The following is a 17,559-nucleotide window of genomic DNA, read 5'->3' as shown; positions in this document are numbered from 1 at the left end:
ATATGGTGTAAAGCCGTGCTTCGGGTACGAAGTATAGTGGAACTTGCGAGACGGTCAACGAGTTAATTTTCGGCTTGGAGTCTTGACAAGGCAGGCGCTGGCGCGAAGCCCAGACGGCGCGGGCATTCGGGCGAAACGAGGGTTTCGCTGCGTCAGAAAGCCCGCACGCGACGCAGCGGTTAGCGCGTCGCCGAGGCTTACTGTTTAGTTGCGCTTTGGCGCGTCACGGTGCGTCACGACGACGCTGGCGACGCCGAAACTGCCGCGCGCACATCACGCGCGCGCGTGCAGATAGGGAAAGAACGCGTTGCCCAGTTGCGTCTCGCGCTGCAGACGCACCCAGTCGAAATGCGGACCCGGATCGGTCTTGCGTCCCGGCGCGATGTCCGAGTGACCGGCGAGCGCGTCGATCGGATAGTGCGCCGCGAGCGCGCGCACGAGCGGCGCGAGCGTGGCGTATTGCGCGGGTTCGAAGGGCTGCGTGTCGCTGCCTTCGAGTTCGATGCCGATCGAGAAGTCGTTGCAGCGCTCGCGCCCGAAGAAGTTCGAGAGGCCCGCGTGCCACGCGCGCTCGTCGCAGGAGACGAACTGTTCGAGCGTGCCGTCGCGATGGATCACGAAATGCGCCGAGACGCGCACGCCGCGCAGATGCGTATCGAAGTACGGATGCGCGTCGCAGTCGAGGCGATTGAGAAATAAATCGGCGATCTCGGGGCCGCCGAAGGTATCGGGCGGCAGGCTGATGTTGTGCACGACGACGAGCGTCGGCGTCGCGCCTTCAGGACGCGCCTCGAAGTTCGGCGACGGCAGGCGGCGCGCGCCATCGGCCCAACCTTGCGCGTCGATCGCGAAACCCGATGTCAACGCAGACGACGACGCAGGCGATGCAGCAGACTGCGCGTGATCGCTCATCGCGCGGCGCGGTCCTGGCCGGACTTGCGCGCATCGTAGACGCGCGCGTGCTCGGCGCTGCAGAACGACTGCGCGCCTACGTTCACCGACTCGCTGCGCGGCGCGTGCACGCCGCACTCGGCGCAACGCACCATCGGCTCGGGCAACGCGCCCTGGCCGCTTGCGCCATTCGCACCGTTCGGGCCATTCGAACCGTTGGCGCCACCGTTCGCACCATTGGCGCCGTTCGTGCGCCACGCGCCGCCCTGCCCCGCCTGACGCGGATCGGCGCCCGGACGCGACTGCGGCGACTGCGTCTGCGCACGGCGCAGCGCCTTGACGAACCACTGCCCGACGACGAACAGCAGGATCAGGAGAAAAATCTGTCTCATGGAATCAATCTGGTTTCAGTGCGCCGCTCCGTGCACGACTCGGGTGCAATCACGGAATGGCGCGGCAACGAAAGCACATCGCACCGCATCGACTCGCCTCACACGGCGTCAAACGATCTGCCGATGCAGCAGCACCTCGAACACAAAGCGGCTGCCCACATACGCGAGCAGCAGCGCGATAAACGACGCGATCACCCAGCGCAGCGCCGAGCGCCCGCGCCAACCGGAGATCTTGCGCGCGGTGAGCAGCGCGCCGAACATCAGCCACGACAGGAACGCGAACACCGTCTTGTGATCGAGCGACAGCGGACGGTCGATCAACTGCTCGCTGAACACGATGCCCGAAACGAGCGTGGCCGTGAGCAGCACGAAGCCCGCGCCGATCAGACGGAACAGCAGCTTTTCCATCGTCAGCAGCGGCGGCAGCGTCTCGATCCAGTTCGACAGCCAGCCGCCGCCTTTGTTGCCCGCGTTGCGCTGAAAACCCGCGCCCTTGAGCGCGTGCAGGCGGCGCTCGACGGCGAGCATCAGCACGGCGTGCAGCGCAGCGATCGCAAACAGACCGTAAGCAACGTTGGCGATGACGAAATGCAGCTTGAACATCGGCGCGGCGGCGTAAGGCAGCACGCGCACGCCGCCGAACACGAGCGGCAGGATCGCGGCGAGCGCCGCGAGCGGCAGCAGCAGCAGGCGCAGGCCGTCGAGCGCGAAGAAAAAGCTCTCGATCCAGTAGATCACCGCGCCGAGCCAGAACATCGCCGACAACGCGAACGCGAAGCCGAAGATCATCTCGTGGGCGGGGAAGATCGTCATGTGCAGCAAGACGCCGTGCGCCGCGAGCGCGACGAACAGCAGCGAGCGCGAGAGCACGCCGAAGCTGCGCGCGCGCGGGCCGACCGTCACCGGGACCGGCGGCACGCTGCCGAGGAGCGGCGGCGCGCCGGCGCGCCGCAGTGCATGCCAGTCGGCGGCGCACAATCCGCCGTACAGGAGCACGGTGAGGGCATACAGTACAATATCCATGTTCGAAGTTTACTATAGGCCCCCTTTCCACGACGCAGCGTGATAAAGCGGCGACGGAACCCGGCAATTTGCCGCATTCCTGCGCCACGCGCGACGTTCGGGAGCCGCACTGCTCACCGCCTCCCCATGCTCGACAATCTCACTCAACGGATGGCGCGCGTCGTCAAGACGCTGCGCGGCGAAGCCCGGCTGACCGAAGCCAATACGCAGGACATGCTGCGCGAGGTACGTCTCGCGCTGCTGGAAGCGGACGTGGCGCTGCCCGTCGTGCGCGAATTCATCGCCAAGGTGAAGGAAAAGGCGCTCGGCGAGGAAGTGATCAGCAGCCTGTCGCCGGGCCAGGCGCTCGTCGGCGTGGTGCAGCGCGAGCTGACCGCCGTGATCGGCGGCGACTACGAAGGCAAGGCCGCCGAGCTGAACCTCAACGTCACGCCGCCCGCCGTCATCCTGATGGCCGGTTTGCAGGGCGCGGGTAAAACCACCACGACCGGCAAGCTCGCCAAGCTGCTGCGCGAGAAGTACAAAAAGAAGGTCCTGACCGTTTCATGCGACATCTACCGCCCCGCTGCTATCGCGCAGCTGAAGACGGTGACGGAACAGGTCGGCGCCGACTTCTTCCCTTCGCAGCCGGACCAGAAGCCCGTCGAGATCGCCGCTGCGGCGGTCGACTGGGCCAAGCGCCACTATCACGACGTGCTGCTCGTCGACACGGCCGGCCGCCTCGGTATCGACGAGGCCATGATGAACGAGATCAGCGCGCTGCACTCGTACCTCAAGCCCGCTGAAACGCTGTTCGTGGTCGACGCCATGCTCGGCCAGGACGCGGTCAACACCGCGAAGGCGTTCAACGACGCCCTGCCGCTCACCGGCGTCGTGCTCACCAAGCTCGACGGCGACTCGCGCGGCGGCGCGGCGCTCTCCGTGCGCCACATCACGGGCAAGCCGATCAAGTTCGTCGGCGTCGCGGAAAAGCTCGACGGTCTGGAAGTGTTCCACCCCGACCGTATGGCCAACCGTATTCTCGGCATGGGCGACATTCTCGCCCTCGTCGAGGAAGCGCAGCGCGGCGTGGACGTGCAAGCCGCGCAGAAGCTCGCCGACAAGGTCAAGAAAGGCGGCGACTTCGACCTCAACGATTTCCGCGCGCAGCTTTCGCAGATGAAGAAAATGGGCGGCCTCTCGTCGCTCATGGACAAGCTGCCCGCGCAGTTCCAGCAGGCGGCCTCGGGCGCCGACATGGGCGTCGCCGAAAAGCAGATGCGCCGCATGGAAGGCATCATCAATTCGATGACCGCGCAGGAGCGCGCCAAGCCCGATCTGATCAAGGCCACGCGCAAGCGCCGTATCGCGGCGGGCGCGGGCGTGCAGGTGCAGGAAGTCAATCGCCTGCTGAACCAGTACGACCAGATGCGCACCATGATGAAGAAGCTCAAGGGCGGCAATCTGCAGAAGATGATGCGCGGCATGAAGGGCATGATGCCCGGCATGCGCTAATCGAATCGTCACGATTGGCGGGCCGCGCGGCGTAGTGCGCACGCGGCCCAACACGACGCGGCGCGCGAGCTGGACAATGAAGCGCGGGTTTTTGCTGTAGCGCGCGCCGTCGTTATTTTCCACACTGAATAGCTACAGCCACTGCCCCGCCAGAGTCATGAATCGCGAAGAAGCCCTCCATATTTTCCGCCACTCCGAAGAAATCGTTTCGGAGAGCGATGTCAATGCGTCGATCGGCCGGATGGCCGAAGCCATTCGCGCCGATGTCAGCGAGGACTTCCCGCTCGTGCTGTCGGTGATGGGCGGCGCGGCCGTGTTCACCGGCATGCTGCTGCCGCACCTCGACTTCCCGCTCGAGTTCGACTACATCCACCTCACGCGCTACCGCAACGCCATCAAGGGCAGCGCGGAAATGCAGTGGCGCGTGGCGCCGCGTGAGTCGGTCAAGGACCGCGTCGTGCTCGTGCTCGACGACATCCTCGACGAAGGCGAGACCATGGCCGCGATCCGCGACCGCATCATGGACATGGGCGCGAAGCGCTTCCTCTCGGCCGTGCTGTGCGAGAAGATCATTCCGAAGGCCAAGCCGCTGCACCCGGACTACTGCGGTTTTTCGGTGCCGGACCGCTATGTGTTCGGCTGCGGCATGGACGCCAAGGGTTACTGGCGCAACCTGCCGACGATTCGCGCGCTGACCGAAGGCGCGTAAGCGCGGGCCACGCCGATAAAAAAAGCCGCTTCGTTCGAAGCGGCTTTTTTGTTGCCTGCGACAGCTTGCTGTCGAAGAACGCGGCGTCAGAGGTGATGCACGAACGCGGCGATGCCCGCGAGGATCATCTCGACCGAAATCGCCACCAGCACGAGGCCCATCAAGCGCTCGAAGGCCGTGACCACGCGCTCGCCGAGCAGTTGCTGGATGCGCTCCGCGAGCACCAGCACGAACGCGCAGATCGCCATCGTCACGATCAGCGCGCCGATCCACTCGAACAGCTTGCCCGGCGCCTGCGACGTGAGCAGCATGACGGTCGCGAGCGCCGACGGCCCCGCGAGCGCGGGAATCGCGAGCGGCACGATGAGCGGCTCGCCGCCCTTGTCGCCCGCGCCGAACGGACCGCCCGGATGCGGGAAGATCATGCGCAGCGCGATCAGAAACAGCACGATGCCGCCGCCGATGCGCAGCGACGTGTCCGTGAGCCCCATCATCCGCAGGAAGCCGTTGCCGGCCACCATGAAGACGAGCAGGATCACGAACGCGATCGCCACTTCGCGCAGGATCACCACCGCCCGGCGCTCCCGCGCCACACCGCGCAGACAGCCGATGAACAACGGAATGTTGCCGAGCGGATCGGTGATCAGCAGCAGCAGGACCGTCGCGGACAGGAAACTGTATTCCACGCTCGCGGCGCTCCTTTAGCCGAGGTGAACGACGTCGCGCATCAAACAGCCAGCGCGGCGGCGATCTTCTGCGCCACCGTCTGCGCGGCCTCTTCGGCCGGCAGCAGCGTCGCTTCGGTGTCGCGGCGGCCCTGATACTCGATCTTGCCGTCCTTCAGACCACGATCGCCGATCACGAGACGATGCGGCACGCCGATCAGTTCCCAGTCGGCGAACATCACGCCCGGACGCTCGCCGCGGTCGTCGAGAATCACGTCCACGCCCGCTGCGACCAGTTCGTTATAGACGCGCTCGGCGTGCTCGCGCACGAGTTCGCTGCGGTCCATGCCCATCGGGCACACGACCACCTGGAACGGAGCGATCGATTCCGGCCAGATGATGCCCTTGTCGTCGAAGTTCTGCTCGATCGCGGCGCCCAGGATACGCGTGATGCCGATGCCGTAGCAGCCCATCTGCATCGGCGCGGGCTTGCCGTTTTCGGCGAGGTACGTCGCGCTCATCGCTTCCGAGTACTTGGTGCCCAACTGGAACACGTGGCCCACTTCGATGCCGCGGCAGATGTCGAGCACGCCCTTGCCGTCCGGCGACGGGTCGCCCTTCTGCACGTTGCGGATGTCGGCGACGACCGGTTCCGGCAGATCGCGGCCCCAGTTCACGCCCGTCGTGTGGAAGTCCACTTCGTTCGAGCCCACGACGAAGTCGCTCATGTTCGCGACCGTCGAGTCGGCGACCACCTTGACCGGCTTCTTCGTGTTGAGCGGACCGAGGTAGCCCGGCGGCGTGCCGAACCACTCGACGATCTCGGCTTCGGTCGCGAAGCGGAAACCCTTCAGGCCTTCGAGCTTGCCGACCTTGATCTCGTTGAGCGAGTGGTCGCCGCGCAGCATCAGCAGCCAGATGGTGGGCTCGGCGCCTTCGTTGTCCGTCGCGAGCACGATCGACTTGATGGTGCGGTCGAGCGGCATGCCGAGCAGTTCGGCCACGGCCTCGCACTTCGCCGCGCCGGGCGTCGAGGTCTTCGTGAGCGCTTCGCTCGCCGCGCCGCGCGTGGCGATCAGCGGCAGCGCGTCGGTCGCTTCGACGTTGGCGGCGAATTCCGAGCTCGGGCAATAGGCGATGTCGTCTTCGCCGGTTTCCGCGATCACGTGGAATTCGTGCGAGCCGCTGCCGCCGATCGAGCCGTTGTCGGCCACGACCGCGCGGAAATCGAGACCGAGGCGCGTGAAGATGCGCACGTAGGCGTCGTACATCTTCTGGTACGAGAGCTTCAGGCCGTCGACGTCCTTATCGAACGAATACGCGTCCTTCATGATGAATTCGCGGCCGCGCATCACGCCGAAACGGGGACGGATTTCGTCGCGGAACTTCGTCTGCACCTGATAGAAGTTCACCGGCAACTGACGATAGCTCTTGATCTGATTGCGCGCGATGTCGGTGACGACTTCTTCGTGCGTCGGCCCCATCACGAAATCGCTTTGCTTACGGTCCTTGAAACGCAGCAGTTCTGGCCCGTATTGTTCCCAGCGACCCGATTCCTGCCAGAGCTCGGCCGGCTGCACCGCCGGCATCAGCAGTTCGATGGCGCCCGCGCGGTTCATTTCCTCGCGCACGATCTGCTCGACCTTGCGGATCGAGCGCAGGCCGATCGGCAGATAGTTGTAGATGCCGCCCGCGACGCGGCGGATCATGCCCGCGCGGACCATCAACTTGTGGCTGACGATTTCGGCGTCAGCCGGCGCTTCCTTCAGGGTGCCGATAAAGAAACGGGAGGCTTTCATTCAGATTTTCCAAAAGCGGCGGCCAGTGCGGACCGCCCGAAGAGAGACCAACGGTGGAGTTCAGGAAACCGCCATTATGACAACGCGCCGTGCGCCGCACCGATGACGCCCGCCAGGTTCGGCGCCGATCGCGCCGCCAGGGCGCTTTTGCGCAATCGCGGCAAATCGGTCCGATATTCTGGCCGTCGGGTGCGTGAGGACCGTTATCTGTTTATAATCAAAGCAATTTTAAAGGATTCGAAGGTGGTTGTATGCTGGATCGTGAGGGGTTTCGCCCGAACGTCGGCATCATCCTCTTGAACGCGCGAAACGAGGTGTTTTGGGGCAAACGGGTTCGCGAACATTCCTGGCAGTTTCCGCAAGGGGGCATCAAGTATGGTGAGACCCCCATGCAGGCAATGTTTAGGGAGTTGCACGAAGAAACCGGTCTGCATCCTGAGCACGTCAAGATCATCGGTCGCACACGCGACTGGTTGCGTTATGAGGTGCCGGACAAGTTCATCAAGCGCGAAGTGCGCGGCCATTATCGCGGTCAGAAACAGATCTGGTTTCTGCTGCGCATGGTCGGGCGCGACTGCGATATCTGCCTGCGGGCAACGGAGCATCCCGAGTTCGATGCGTGGCGCTGGAATGAATACTGGGTGCCGCTCGAAGCGGTCATCGAGTTCAAGCGTGACGTCTATCAACTGGCGCTAACGGAGCTGTCGCGTTTTCTGCGGCGGCCCGCTGCGCCGCGTGTGGAACGCAGCGCCGGTCCGCACGGGCATATGCACGAGGTGCGCTACCCGCGCATCGTGACGTCGGCGCACGCCCAGGCGGTGCAGATCGAGCCCTCGTACATCGAGACCGAGGTGGTCGAGGTGCGCGCGGTCATGGAGCGCGACTGCGGCACGGTGGAGGCGGAGAGTATCATCGTGCCTGCGCCGGACGAGCACGAGTAACACAGTCACGCGAATCATCTCTCGTGGCGGCGCACTGAACGCCCGGAACGGCCCTGTTCGCGCTGCGTAAGCCCCTGGCAAAATGCGCAGCGCGCCATCGGCCGGTCCGCATTCGCGGCGCCGCGCATTCGTGCGCCCAGCGCCGGAGCATCGAAGGAAAACCAATTTGAAACGAATGGCTCTTGCCGCGGTGTGCGCCGCGGCCGCAAGTAGCGTCCTGCTGGCCGGTTGCGGCAGCTCCGGCCCCACCAACAAGGACGACAGCGCGTTCACCTATCTGCTCGACCGCAAGGGCGACTGGCAGGAAGACAAGCTCGCAGGATTGCCGGCGTTGCCGCAGGCGGGCACCCAGTTGCTGACGTTCGACGTGTCGAACAACACGCCGCTCAAGTTCGCCATCGACCCGGCTTCGCTCACGGTGGGCAACGACGGCGTGGTGCGCTACACCATCGTCATCACGAGCCAGAGCGGCGCGCGCAACATCAACTACGAAGGCATTCGCTGCGACACCTACGAGTGGCGTCTCTACGCGAGCCTGAACGCCGATCACAACGGCTGGGACCAGACCGTCGCGAACGACTGGTCGCGCATCGAGAACGGCACGCTCAACGCGTACCGCTCGGCGCTGTATCAGGATTACTTCTGCGCGAACAAGATGCCGATCGCGAAGGCTTCGACCATCGTCGAGAACATCCGCTTCGGCCGCACGCAGTCGACGCTCGTGCGCTGATCGCGGCGCCTCGCCAGACGTCACCATCCTTCGCCCCGGCCGCTCGCCCGAGCGGCGGCGCAAAGAAAAAAGCCGCAAGGGTCGATGACCGTTGCGGCTTTTTTTCGTCTTGGTGCGTCTTGGTGCGTCTTGGTGCGTCTCGATGCCGCTTCAGGCGGCAGACGCTCAGATCAGCACGAGATTGTCGCGATGGATCAGCTCGGGCTCCAGCATGTAGCCGAGCACGCCTTCGATCTCGCTGCTCGCGTGACGCTGGATGAGCTTGGTTTCGGCGCTGCTGTAGTTCGTGAGCCCGCGCGCGACCTCGCGGCCTTCGGCGTTCAGACACGCGATGACCTCGCCGCGCGCGAACGCGCCCTGCACGCCGGTCACGCCGATGGGCAGCAGGCTCTTGCCGTCGGCGGTGAGCTTCTGCACCGCACCGTCGTCGATCACCACGTGGCCGCGCACCTGAAGATGGTCGGCCATCCACTGCTTGCGCGCGGCCATGCGCGCGGTGCGCGCGATGAGTTGCGTGCCGATTGCCTCGCCCGACGCGAGCCGCACCAGCACCTGCTCCTCGCGGCCGCTCGCGATGACCGTGTTCGCGCCGCTATGCGCCGCGCGCTTGGCCGCGAGAATCTTGGTGAGCATGCCGCCGCGCCCGATGCTCGACCCCGCGCCGCCCGCCATGGCTTCGAGCTCGGGCTTGCCCGCGTCGGCTTCCTGCACGAGCGTCGCGGTCGGGTCCTTGCGCGGATCGGCCGTATACAGACCGCTTTGATCGGTGAGGATGACGAGCGCGTCGCCTTCGATCAGGTTCGCCACGAGCGCGCCCAGCGTGTCGTTGTCGCCGAACTTGATCTCGTCGGTGACCACGGTGTCGTTCTCGTTGATGATCGGCACGACGCCCAGACGCAGCAGCGTGAGCAGCGTCGAGCGCGCGTTCAGATAGCGCTCGCGGTCGGCGAGGTCGGCATGCGTGAGCAGGATCTGCGCCGTGCGGATGTCGTGTTCGGAGAAACGGCTTTCGTAGACCTGCGCGAGCCCCATCTGCCCGACCGCCGCAGCCGCCTGCAATTCGTCGATCTCACGCGGACGCTTGCTCCAGCCGAGACGCTGCATGCCTTCGGCGATCGCGCCCGAACTCACGAGCACGACTTCCTTGCCCTGCGCGCGCAGCGCCGCGATCTGCGCGGCCCAGCGGCCGATGGCCGCATGATCGAGCCCACGGCCGTCGTTGGTGACGAGGCTCGAACCGACTTTCACTACCAGACGCCGGGAATCGGCGATGACGGAACGCATGCTGCGCGGTCTCCCAATTGACTTGATGACGCGTGAAGCGGCCGGCGCGGCCTGCGCGCCGGCTTGAACTGCGAATGACCGCGAATTACTCCTGCGGCTGACCGGCGTCGGGCGCCGCGCCCTCGCTGCCGCGGAAGCGCACGTCGGAGGCGAGATCTTCCGCTTCCTCGGCGCGACGCGCGTCCGAATGCTCGGAGACGTAGTCGTAAATCGCGTAGCAAAGATTCTCGCAGCCCTGCCCCGTGAGCGCCGAAATCTCGAACACCGGGCCGTCCCACTCGAAACGTTCCACGAAGTCGGCGATGCGCGCGGCACGCTCGTCTTCCGGCACCATATCGAGCTTGTTGAGCACGAGCCAGCGCGGCTTGTCGAACAGCGTCTCGTCGTACTTGCGCAGTTCCTCGACGATGGCTTTCGCTTCCGCGACCGGGTCGACGCTGTCGTCGAACGGCGCCATGTCGACAAGATGCAGCAGCAGGTTCGTGCGCTGCAGATGGCGCAGGAACTGGTGACCGAGGCCCGCGCCTTCCGCCGCGCCTTCGATCAGGCCCGGAATGTCGGCGATCACGAAGCTCTTGCTCGGACCCACGCGCACCACGCCGAGGTTCGGCGCGAGCGTGGTGAACGGGTAGTCGGCGATCTTCGGCTTGGCGTTCGAGACCGAGGAAATGAACGTGGACTTGCCCGCGTTCGGCATGCCGAGCAGGCCGACGTCGGCCAGCACCTTCAGCTCGAGCTTGAGCATGCGGCGCTCGCCGGGCTTGCCGTCAGTCTTCTGGCGCGGCGCGCGGTTCGTGGACGACTTGAAATGCAGGTTGCCGAGGCCGCCCGCGCCGCCCTTCGCGACCATGACGCTCTGGTCGTGCTCGGTGAGGTCGGCGATCAGCTCGCCCGTGTCCATGTCGCTGATGACCGTGCCGACCGGCATGCGCAGCGTGATGTCGTCGCCGCCCTTGCCGTAGCAGTCGGCGCCACGGCCGTTTTCGCCGTTGCGCGCCAGATGCTTCTTCGTATAGCGGTAGTCGATCAGCGTATTGATATTGCGGTCGCCGACGGCGTAGACGCTGCCGCCTCGCCCGCCGTCGCCGCCGTCCGGCCCGCCGAACGGGACGAACTTCTCGCGCCGCATCGACGCGCTGCCATCGCCCCCATCGCCGGCGATGACTTCGATCTTCGCTTCGTCAATGAACTTCATGCGTTACTCCGTCCCGTATTCGGTGAGTGTCGTTATTTTGCCAATGTATTGTGCGCGCCGTCGCCGTGCTTGCCCACCTGGCCGAATGGCCGGTGGAAGCCGACAGGCGCCAGGCACGTTCGTGATTGGCGATCTGGATCGAAACCCAGATAAAGCAACAGATAAACAAAAGGCCCCGCAAACTTCGCGGGGCCTTCCTTGCGTCGATTGCGAGCGGACTAGAACTTAGGCCGCTGCCGGAACGACGTTGACCGTGTGCTTGTTCGCAGCGCCCTTGGTCGTGAACGCGACATGGCCGTCGACCAGCGCGAAGAGCGTGTGGTCCTTGCCGATGCCGACGTTCAGGCCCGGGTGCATACGCGTGCCGCGCTGGCGAACGATGATGCCGCCTGCGAGGATCGCCTGGCCGCCGAACACCTTGACGCCAAGTCGTTTCGACTCTGAGTCGCGGCCGTTACGTGACGACCCGCCTGCCTTTTTGTGTGCCATTTGTTTGCTCCTTTACCTGCGTGCGCTTACGCGTTGATCGCGTCGATGCGCAGTTCGGTGTAGTTCTGGCGGTGGCCGCCATGCTTCTGGTAGTGCTTCCGGCGACGCATCTTGAAGATGGTCACTTTGGCGTGTCGGCCTTGCGACACAACGGTGGCCTTGACGGAAGCCCCACTGACCAGCGGCGTACCGAACTTAATCGATTCGCCTTCGCCCACTGCGAGAACCTGGTCGAGCGTGATTTCTGCGTCAATGTCAGCCGGTATCTGTTCTACTTTAAGTTTTTCGCCAACAGCAACCTTGTACTGCTTGCCGCCGGTTTTTATGACCGCGTACATTGAGAACCTCACTCTAAAATATCTTTTCAGACGCACTGCGCGCCCGAAACCTTAGATTATACATAGAGTTAGCTGCACGGTCAAAAGGTTTGACGCGCGCGTTGACAACCCGCCGAAAACCCGCGCGAGCCGCTCCAGCCTTGTCTGAGCGCCGCTTGAACGTCACCCGCGAGACCCGCCAGCCCCGCCCAGGCGCTCCACCGCATGGGCTCCGAATAGAGGGAAGCATCGACGAAAGCGCGGCCAAAACCCTGGCCGGACGGCAGGGGAGCGTCCGGCATCTGGCCGATTCGCCTTATAATCCGCGGCACTACACCTATTTGCCATCATGTCGTCCACTGCCACCCCCTCCCCCAGCGCAGCCACCCTGCTTGCCCCCATCGCCAGCGACATGGAGCAGGTGAACCGTGTCATCCGGCAGAGTCTGGCGTCCGAGGTGATGCTGATCAATCAGATCTCCGAGTACATCATCAGTGCGGGCGGCAAGCGGCTGCGTCCGGCGCTGCTGCTGCTCGTGGCCGGCGCGCTCGGCGACCGCGGCCCGCAGCGGCATACGCTCGCGGCGGTGGTCGAGTTCATCCATACGGCCACGCTGCTGCACGACGACGTCGTCGACGAATCGGACCTGCGGCGCGGCCGCCAGACGGCCAACGCGCTGTTCGGCAACGCGGCGAGCGTGCTCGTGGGCGACTATCTGTATTCGCGCTCGTTCGAGATGATGGTGGGCGTGGGCAAGATGCGCGTGATGGAAATCCTCTCGCAGGCCACCACGATCATTTCCGAAGGAGAAGTGCTGCAACTCCTGAACATGCATGATGCCGACGTGGACACCACACGCTACATGCAGGTGATCCGCTACAAGACGGCGAAGCTGTTCGAGGCGGCGGCGCAGTTGGGCGCGGTGCTCTCGGGCGCCGACGCGCGCACGGAAGAAGCGGCGGCGGAATACGGCCGGCGCATCGGCACGGCGTTCCAGATCATGGACGACTGGCTCGACTACACGGGCACGCCCGAATCGATGGGCAAGAACGCCGGCGACGACCTACGCGAAGGCAAGCCCACCCTGCCGCTGATCTGGCTGATCGAGCACGGCACGCCCGCGGAAGCGGCGCTCGCACGCGAGGCGATCGAGCAAGGCGGCACCACGCGCTTCGACGAAATCTTCGCGGCAATCACGCGTTCGGGCGCGCTCGATCACACGCTGCAATGCGCGAAAGCCGAGGCTCAAGCAGCCGCCGATGCAATTTCTTCATTTCCCTCTTCCCAATACAAAGAGAGCCTGCTAGAATTATGTTCTTACTCGACGACGCGCCAGTCTTGAACAAGACGAAGCAGATCGAAGAGTTCTGGCAGTAAAAATTCGGGGTGTAGCTTAGCCTGGTAGAGCGCTACGTTCGGGACGTAGAGGCCGGAGGTTCGAATCCTCTCACCCCGACCAGAATTTCAAAAAAAACCGCACACAACGTTGTGCGGTTTTTTTTCGTCCTTTTTTCGTGCGTGCGCTGCGCACTGCCTGCATCTGGCCACATCGGCCTCGCAGACCTGAACGTCTTATCCCAACGGCCAACGTGGCGACAAGCACCCGCCCGGCGCGAATTTGGCGCGCGCACCCTCTGTTATAGTTTCCCCATCCGCTCCCCTCACTGTCTCCAAGCGTGGACCACCTTCCCTTATGGGCGCAGATTTGCGCCGTTTTCGTCCTGCTCATCTGTTCCAGCTTCTTCTCCATCTCCGAAACGGCGATGATGGCGCTCAACCGCCATCGGCTCAAATATCTCGCGAGCCACGGCGCGCTCGGCGCGAAGACTACCCAGAAGCTGCTCGTCCGCCCTGACCTGCTGCTCTCGGTCATCCTGATCGGCAACAATCTGTTCAACACGATCATTCCGGTGCTCACCACCTCGATCGCGCTGCACACGTTCGGCCACGACAATCTGGTGCTGTCGGTCGCCACCGGCATCGTCGCGTTTCTGATCATCGTGTTCGCGGAAATCACGCCGAAGATCGTCGGCGCCACCTTTCCCGAGAAGATCGCGCTGCCCGCGAGCCTGCTGATCGCGCCGCTGATGCGCGTGACCAAGCCCGTGATCTGGTTCGTGAACGGTTTCGCGAACGCCATCCTGCGCGTGCTGCACATCAACACGCACAAGGCGCGCGACCAGCGCCTCTCGACCGAGGAACTGCGCACCATCGTGCTCGAATCGGGCAGCTTCATGCCGACCAAGCACCGCAGCATCCTGCTGAATCTGTTCGACCTCGAAAACATCACCGTCGACGACGTGATGATTCCGCGCCGGCGCATCGAAGCGCTCGACTACGACGCGCCGCTCGAAGACATCCTGCATCAGCTCGAGACCTGCTATCACAACAAGCTGATCGTCTATCAAGGCGACATCGACCGCGTGCTCGGCGTGCTGCACGTGCGCAAGACGCTCGCCGCGCTGCATAACCAGGATTTCGAGCGCGAGACGCTGCGCGAACTGCTCGCCGAGCCCTACTTCGTGCCGACCGGCACGGCCGTGTTCCAGCAACTTCAGTACTTCCAGGAAAGCCGTCACCGCATCGCGCTGGTCGTGAACGAGTACGGCGAGCTCGAAGGGCTCGTCACGCCGGAAGACATCATCGAAGAATTGATCGGCGAATTCACGACGACGATGCCGCGCAGCGGCACCGGGCGCGGCGGCTGGAACGACGAAGGCGAATGCATCGTGCCGGGCAGCATGCCGCTGCGCGAACTCAACCGCTGGCTGCAGATCAAGCTGCCGACCGACGGCCCGAAGACGCTCAACGGGCTGATCCTCGAAGTGCTCGAAGAGATTCCTGAAGGCGACGTGTGCCTGCAGATCGGCGACGTGAAGCTCGAAGTGCTGCGCAGCGACGATCAGGCGGTGCGCACCGTCAAACTCTTCAAGCCGGGCACCAAACCCAGCAAGGGCCGCGCGGGCCCGCTCGACAAGGCGAAGAAGCTGCTGCCCGGACGTTAGACGTTAGCCGTTCGGCTGAGTGGCGCGCGTGGTCGCGCCAGCCGATCATGAAGCCGTCACACTCACGGCGGCTTCGGGCCGGTTCTCGATGTTTTCCATTCCTGATCGTTCGCACGCACTGGCCGCCGAAGGCTTATCCAGCAGCAACAGCGGCGGCGGCGGCGGCGCGCGCGCATCGCTGAACACGCCGTCTCCCGCCGCCGCGCTCGACGACGCCCCCGCCGTACGCCTGCTCGCCGACACGCTGCGCGAAGCCGCGCGCCGCAACGCCTCCGATCTGCACGTCGAGCCGCTCGAACAGGGCTGGCGCATTCGCGTGCGCATCGACGGCGTCCTGCACGACATCGCCAGGCCGCCCGCGCATCTGCGCGACGCGTTCATCACGCGCGTGAAAGTGCTCGCGCGCATGGACATCGCCGAGCGGCGCATTCCCCAGGATGGCAGGCTCAGGCTTGCACCGCTCGCACAGCACGCGTCCGCCGAGGACTATCGAGTGAATTCGCTGCCTACGCTGCACGGAGAAAAGCTGGTGCTGCGGCGGCTCGAAGCACTGCCCGCCGATCTCTCGCTCGCCGCGCTCGGTCTCGACGAGGCGCAGCAGCACACACTTGGCGCGGCCATCGCCGCACCGCATGGACTCGTGCTGGTGACCGGCCCCACGGGCAGCGGCAAAACACTGTCGCTCTACTGCTTTCTGCAACGGCTCAACGACGCTTCGCGCAATCTCTGCTCCGTGGAAGATCCCGCCGAGATCCAGCTCGCGGGCATCAATCAGGTCAACGTGCGCGAGAAAGCCGGACTGACCTTCGCGCTCGCGCTGCGCGCCTTGCTGCGGCAAGACCCGGACGTGATCATGATCGGCGAGATCCGCGACGAGGAGACCGCCAGCGTCGCGGTGAAAGCGGCGCAAACCGGCCACCTCGTGCTCTCCACGCTGCATACGAACGACGCGCCCGCCGCCGTCGCGCGGCTCATCGACATCGGCGTGGAACCATACAACCTCGCCGCCGCGCTGCGGCTCGTCACGGCGCAGCGGCTCGTGCGGCGGCTGTGTCCGCAGTGCCGCGTGCCATCGGACGAGTCAGCAGCGACGTTGCGCGCGGCCGGTCTCGAAGACGATGCGCGCGCATCGAATTCACCCTTGAGTTCGTCGGTATTCGTGGCGCGCGGTTGCGAGGCGTGTCACGGCATCGGTTATCGCGGGCGCGTAGGTATTCACGAAGTCATGCCGGTGAGCGCGGCCATGCGCGAGATGATCGTGGCGAAGCGCAGCGCGCACGATATCGCGCGGCAGGCGCGCGCCGAAGGCGTCGCCACGTTGCGCGACGCCGCGCTCGCACGCGTGCGCGACGGCACCACGAGTCTCGCCGAAGCCCTGGCCGCGACGGATACGCCATGAATGCCCGCCACGTCCCGGCGCCTACGACCGACTCGCGCTTCGCGTGGCGCGGCCTCGACGCACACGGATCACCTCGGCGCGGCTCGTTGATCGCATTCGATGCCGCCGCCGTGCGTCTCAAGCTCAAGCACGAACGCATCGCGGCGACCGCCATCGTGCGGCGCGGTCCCGCACCGAAGCCGCGCGCGAATCACGCCGACGTCACGCGCTTCACGCGTCAACTCGCGAGTCTGCTGCGCGCGGGCCTGCCGCTTGCAGGCTCGCTCGAACTGCTCGCGCAATCGCCGGGCCCGCACGGCATGCCGCGCATCGCCGCCGCGCTCGCGCGCGACATTCTCGCGGGCACGCGTTTCGCCGATTCGCTTGCGCGGCATCCGTCGCGTTTCGGCCAACTGTATTGCCAGCTCGTCGCCGTGGGTGAGGCGTCGGGCGCGCTCGCCGCCGTACTCGCGCGCATCGCCGACGACCGCGAGCGCGGCGCGGCGCAACGCGCGAAGGTCCGCGCCGCGCTGACCTATCCCGTCGCCGTGCTGCTGTTCGCGGTCGCCATCACCGCCGCGCTGCTGATCTGGGTCGTGCCGACGTTCAAGCAGATCTTCGACGGCTTCGGCGCCGCGCTGCCCGCGCCCACGCAGTTCGTGCTGATGCTCTCGGCCGCCGCCGCGCGCTGGAGCGTGCCCGCCGCCGCGTGCGCATGCGCAGGCGCGTTTGGCGCGCACGTGCTGTTGCGCCGCTCCGAAGCCGCGCGTCTCGCGTTCGGGCGCATCGTGCTCGGTATGCCGTTCGTCGGCGCGCTGCTCACTACCTTGTGCGCGGCGCGCTGGAGCCGTGCGCTCGGCACCTTGCTCGCCGCCGGCACGCCGCTCGCCGACGCCTTCGACTCGCTCACGCACGCGAGCGGCAACGCCTTCTTCGACCGTGCGAGCGCGGGCATCAGCGCACGTCTGCGGCACGGCGAACGGCTCGCCGCCTCGATGCGCGCGGCGGGCTGCTTTCCGCTCGACGTGATCCAGCCGGTCGCGGTCGCCGAGGAATCGGGCGCGCTCGACGCCATGCTGCTCGACGTCGCCGCGCTCGCCGACCGTCAGGTGGACGAAAGAATTGCGCTCGTCGCGAGCCTGTGCGAACCGCTCGTCATCGTCGTGCTCGGCGCGCTGGTCGGCGGCCTCGTGGTCGCGATGTATCTTCCCATCATTCAACTGGGCAACGTGGTGTAGCATCGCTGC

General features: G+C 65.3%; 17 protein-coding genes and 1 tRNA gene. 9 read left to right on the top strand and 9 right to left on the bottom strand.

From position 1 onward, the window contains the following. Window positions 1-273: 273 nt before the first annotated feature. The 3 genes from ampD to U4Y88_RS24845 all read right to left on the bottom strand — a co-directional run bounded on the left by ampD (window position 274) and on the right by U4Y88_RS24845 (window position 2,306). Window positions 274-864 carry a 1,6-anhydro-N-acetylmuramyl-L-alanine amidase AmpD gene (gene ampD / locus U4Y88_RS24855; RefSeq protein ID WP_321787263.1) on the bottom strand — a complete coding sequence of 197 codons (591 nt, stop codon included), beginning with the start codon at window positions 862-864 and terminating at the stop codon, window positions 274-276. Between the two features lie 44 nt (window positions 865-908). Next, a complete protein-coding gene (locus U4Y88_RS24850; RefSeq protein ID WP_321787121.1) occupies window positions 909-1,283 on the bottom strand; it encodes a PP0621 family protein in 375 nt (124 codons plus the stop codon). 108 nt (window positions 1,284-1,391) lie between these two features. Then, a complete protein-coding gene (locus tag U4Y88_RS24845; RefSeq protein WP_224010220.1) occupies window positions 1,392-2,306 on the bottom strand; it encodes an inner membrane protein YpjD in 915 nt (304 codons plus the stop codon). A 126-nt stretch (window positions 2,307-2,432) separates the two neighbouring features. Between U4Y88_RS24845 and ffh the strand changes: the two genes are divergently transcribed. Next, window positions 2,433-3,800, top strand: a complete 1,368-nt coding sequence (ffh, locus tag U4Y88_RS24840; RefSeq protein WP_224010211.1) for a signal recognition particle protein — start codon at window positions 2,433-2,435, stop codon at window positions 3,798-3,800. A gap of 157 nt (window positions 3,801-3,957) precedes the next feature. Further along, window positions 3,958-4,509 (top strand): hypoxanthine-guanine phosphoribosyltransferase, encoded by a 552-nt coding sequence (locus U4Y88_RS24835; RefSeq protein ID WP_310631948.1) that lies wholly within the window; start codon window positions 3,958-3,960, stop codon window positions 4,507-4,509. Between the two features lie 86 nt (window positions 4,510-4,595). Here the strand turns inward: U4Y88_RS24835 and U4Y88_RS24830 are convergent, their stop codons facing one another. Together U4Y88_RS24830 and U4Y88_RS24825 are read right to left on the bottom strand one after the other, a co-directional pair. After that, a complete protein-coding gene (locus U4Y88_RS24830) occupies window positions 4,596-5,195 on the bottom strand; it encodes a MarC family protein (protein WP_224010207.1) in 600 nt (199 codons plus the stop codon). Between the two features lie 41 nt (window positions 5,196-5,236). Next, window positions 5,237-6,973 (bottom strand): proline--tRNA ligase, encoded by a 1,737-nt coding sequence (locus U4Y88_RS24825; protein WP_321787119.1) that lies wholly within the window; start codon window positions 6,971-6,973, stop codon window positions 5,237-5,239. 251 nt (window positions 6,974-7,224) lie between these two features. On the opposite strand from U4Y88_RS24825, the gene U4Y88_RS24820 reads away from it, so the two are divergent. Both U4Y88_RS24820 and U4Y88_RS24815 read left to right on the top strand, forming a co-directional pair. Beyond that, window positions 7,225-7,914, top strand: coding sequence for an RNA pyrophosphohydrolase (locus U4Y88_RS24820; protein ID WP_224010203.1), 690 nt, complete (start codon window positions 7,225-7,227; stop codon window positions 7,912-7,914). Window positions 7,915-8,089: 175 nt separating this feature from the next. Then, on the top strand, window positions 8,090-8,644 hold the full coding sequence (locus U4Y88_RS24815) for a CNP1-like family protein (RefSeq protein ID WP_224010249.1): 555 nt from the start codon (window positions 8,090-8,092) through the stop codon (window positions 8,642-8,644). 165 nt (window positions 8,645-8,809) lie between these two features. Here the strand turns inward: U4Y88_RS24815 and proB are convergent, their stop codons facing one another. The 4 genes from proB to rplU form a co-directional block, all read right to left on the bottom strand. Further along, window positions 8,810-9,928, bottom strand: a complete 1,119-nt coding sequence (gene proB, locus U4Y88_RS24810) for a glutamate 5-kinase (RefSeq protein WP_224010202.1) — start codon at window positions 9,926-9,928, stop codon at window positions 8,810-8,812. Between the two features lie 85 nt (window positions 9,929-10,013). Continuing rightward, a complete protein-coding gene (gene cgtA / locus U4Y88_RS24805) occupies window positions 10,014-11,123 on the bottom strand; it encodes an Obg family GTPase CgtA (RefSeq protein WP_224010200.1) in 1,110 nt (369 codons plus the stop codon). A 225-nt stretch (window positions 11,124-11,348) separates the two neighbouring features. Beyond that, window positions 11,349-11,612 carry a 50S ribosomal protein L27 gene (gene rpmA, locus U4Y88_RS24800; protein WP_065060410.1) on the bottom strand — a complete coding sequence of 88 codons (264 nt, stop codon included), beginning with the start codon at window positions 11,610-11,612 and terminating at the stop codon, window positions 11,349-11,351. Window positions 11,613-11,638: 26 nt separating this feature from the next. Further along, entirely contained in the window at window positions 11,639-11,950 is a 312-nt protein-coding gene (rplU, locus tag U4Y88_RS24795) for a 50S ribosomal protein L21 (protein WP_007180329.1), read from the bottom strand. Window positions 11,951-12,278: 328 nt separating this feature from the next. Here rplU and U4Y88_RS24790 point away from each other — a divergent pair, with 328 nt between their 5' ends. The 5 genes from U4Y88_RS24790 to U4Y88_RS24770 all read left to right on the top strand — a co-directional run bounded on the left by U4Y88_RS24790 (window position 12,279) and on the right by U4Y88_RS24770 (window position 17,550). Beyond that, a complete protein-coding gene (locus U4Y88_RS24790) occupies window positions 12,279-13,271 on the top strand; it encodes a polyprenyl synthetase family protein (protein ID WP_224010198.1) in 993 nt (330 codons plus the stop codon). A 40-nt stretch (window positions 13,272-13,311) separates the two neighbouring features. After that, window positions 13,312-13,388 (top strand) — tRNA-Pro (locus tag U4Y88_RS24785). Between the two features lie 217 nt (window positions 13,389-13,605). Further along, window positions 13,606-14,934 (top strand): HlyC/CorC family transporter, encoded by a 1,329-nt coding sequence (locus U4Y88_RS24780; RefSeq protein WP_310631945.1) that lies wholly within the window; start codon window positions 13,606-13,608, stop codon window positions 14,932-14,934. Window positions 14,935-15,022: 88 nt separating this feature from the next. Beyond that, window positions 15,023-16,333 (top strand): GspE/PulE family protein, encoded by a 1,311-nt coding sequence (locus U4Y88_RS24775; protein WP_321787117.1) that lies wholly within the window; start codon window positions 15,023-15,025, stop codon window positions 16,331-16,333. After that, window positions 16,330-17,550 (top strand): type II secretion system F family protein, encoded by a 1,221-nt coding sequence (locus tag U4Y88_RS24770; RefSeq protein WP_321787115.1) that lies wholly within the window; start codon window positions 16,330-16,332, stop codon window positions 17,548-17,550. Before U4Y88_RS24775 ends, U4Y88_RS24770 begins: the two co-directional genes overlap by 4 nt. The last annotated feature ends 9 nt before the right edge of the window (window positions 17,551-17,559 follow it).

The sequence above is a fragment of the Paraburkholderia sp. J94 genome, assembly GCF_905220285.1.
GTDB lineage: Bacteria > Pseudomonadota > Gammaproteobacteria > Burkholderiales > Burkholderiaceae > Paraburkholderia > Paraburkholderia tropica_A.
Note: the sequence above shows the minus strand (reverse complement) of the source record. Positions and strands in the feature narration are given on the sequence as shown.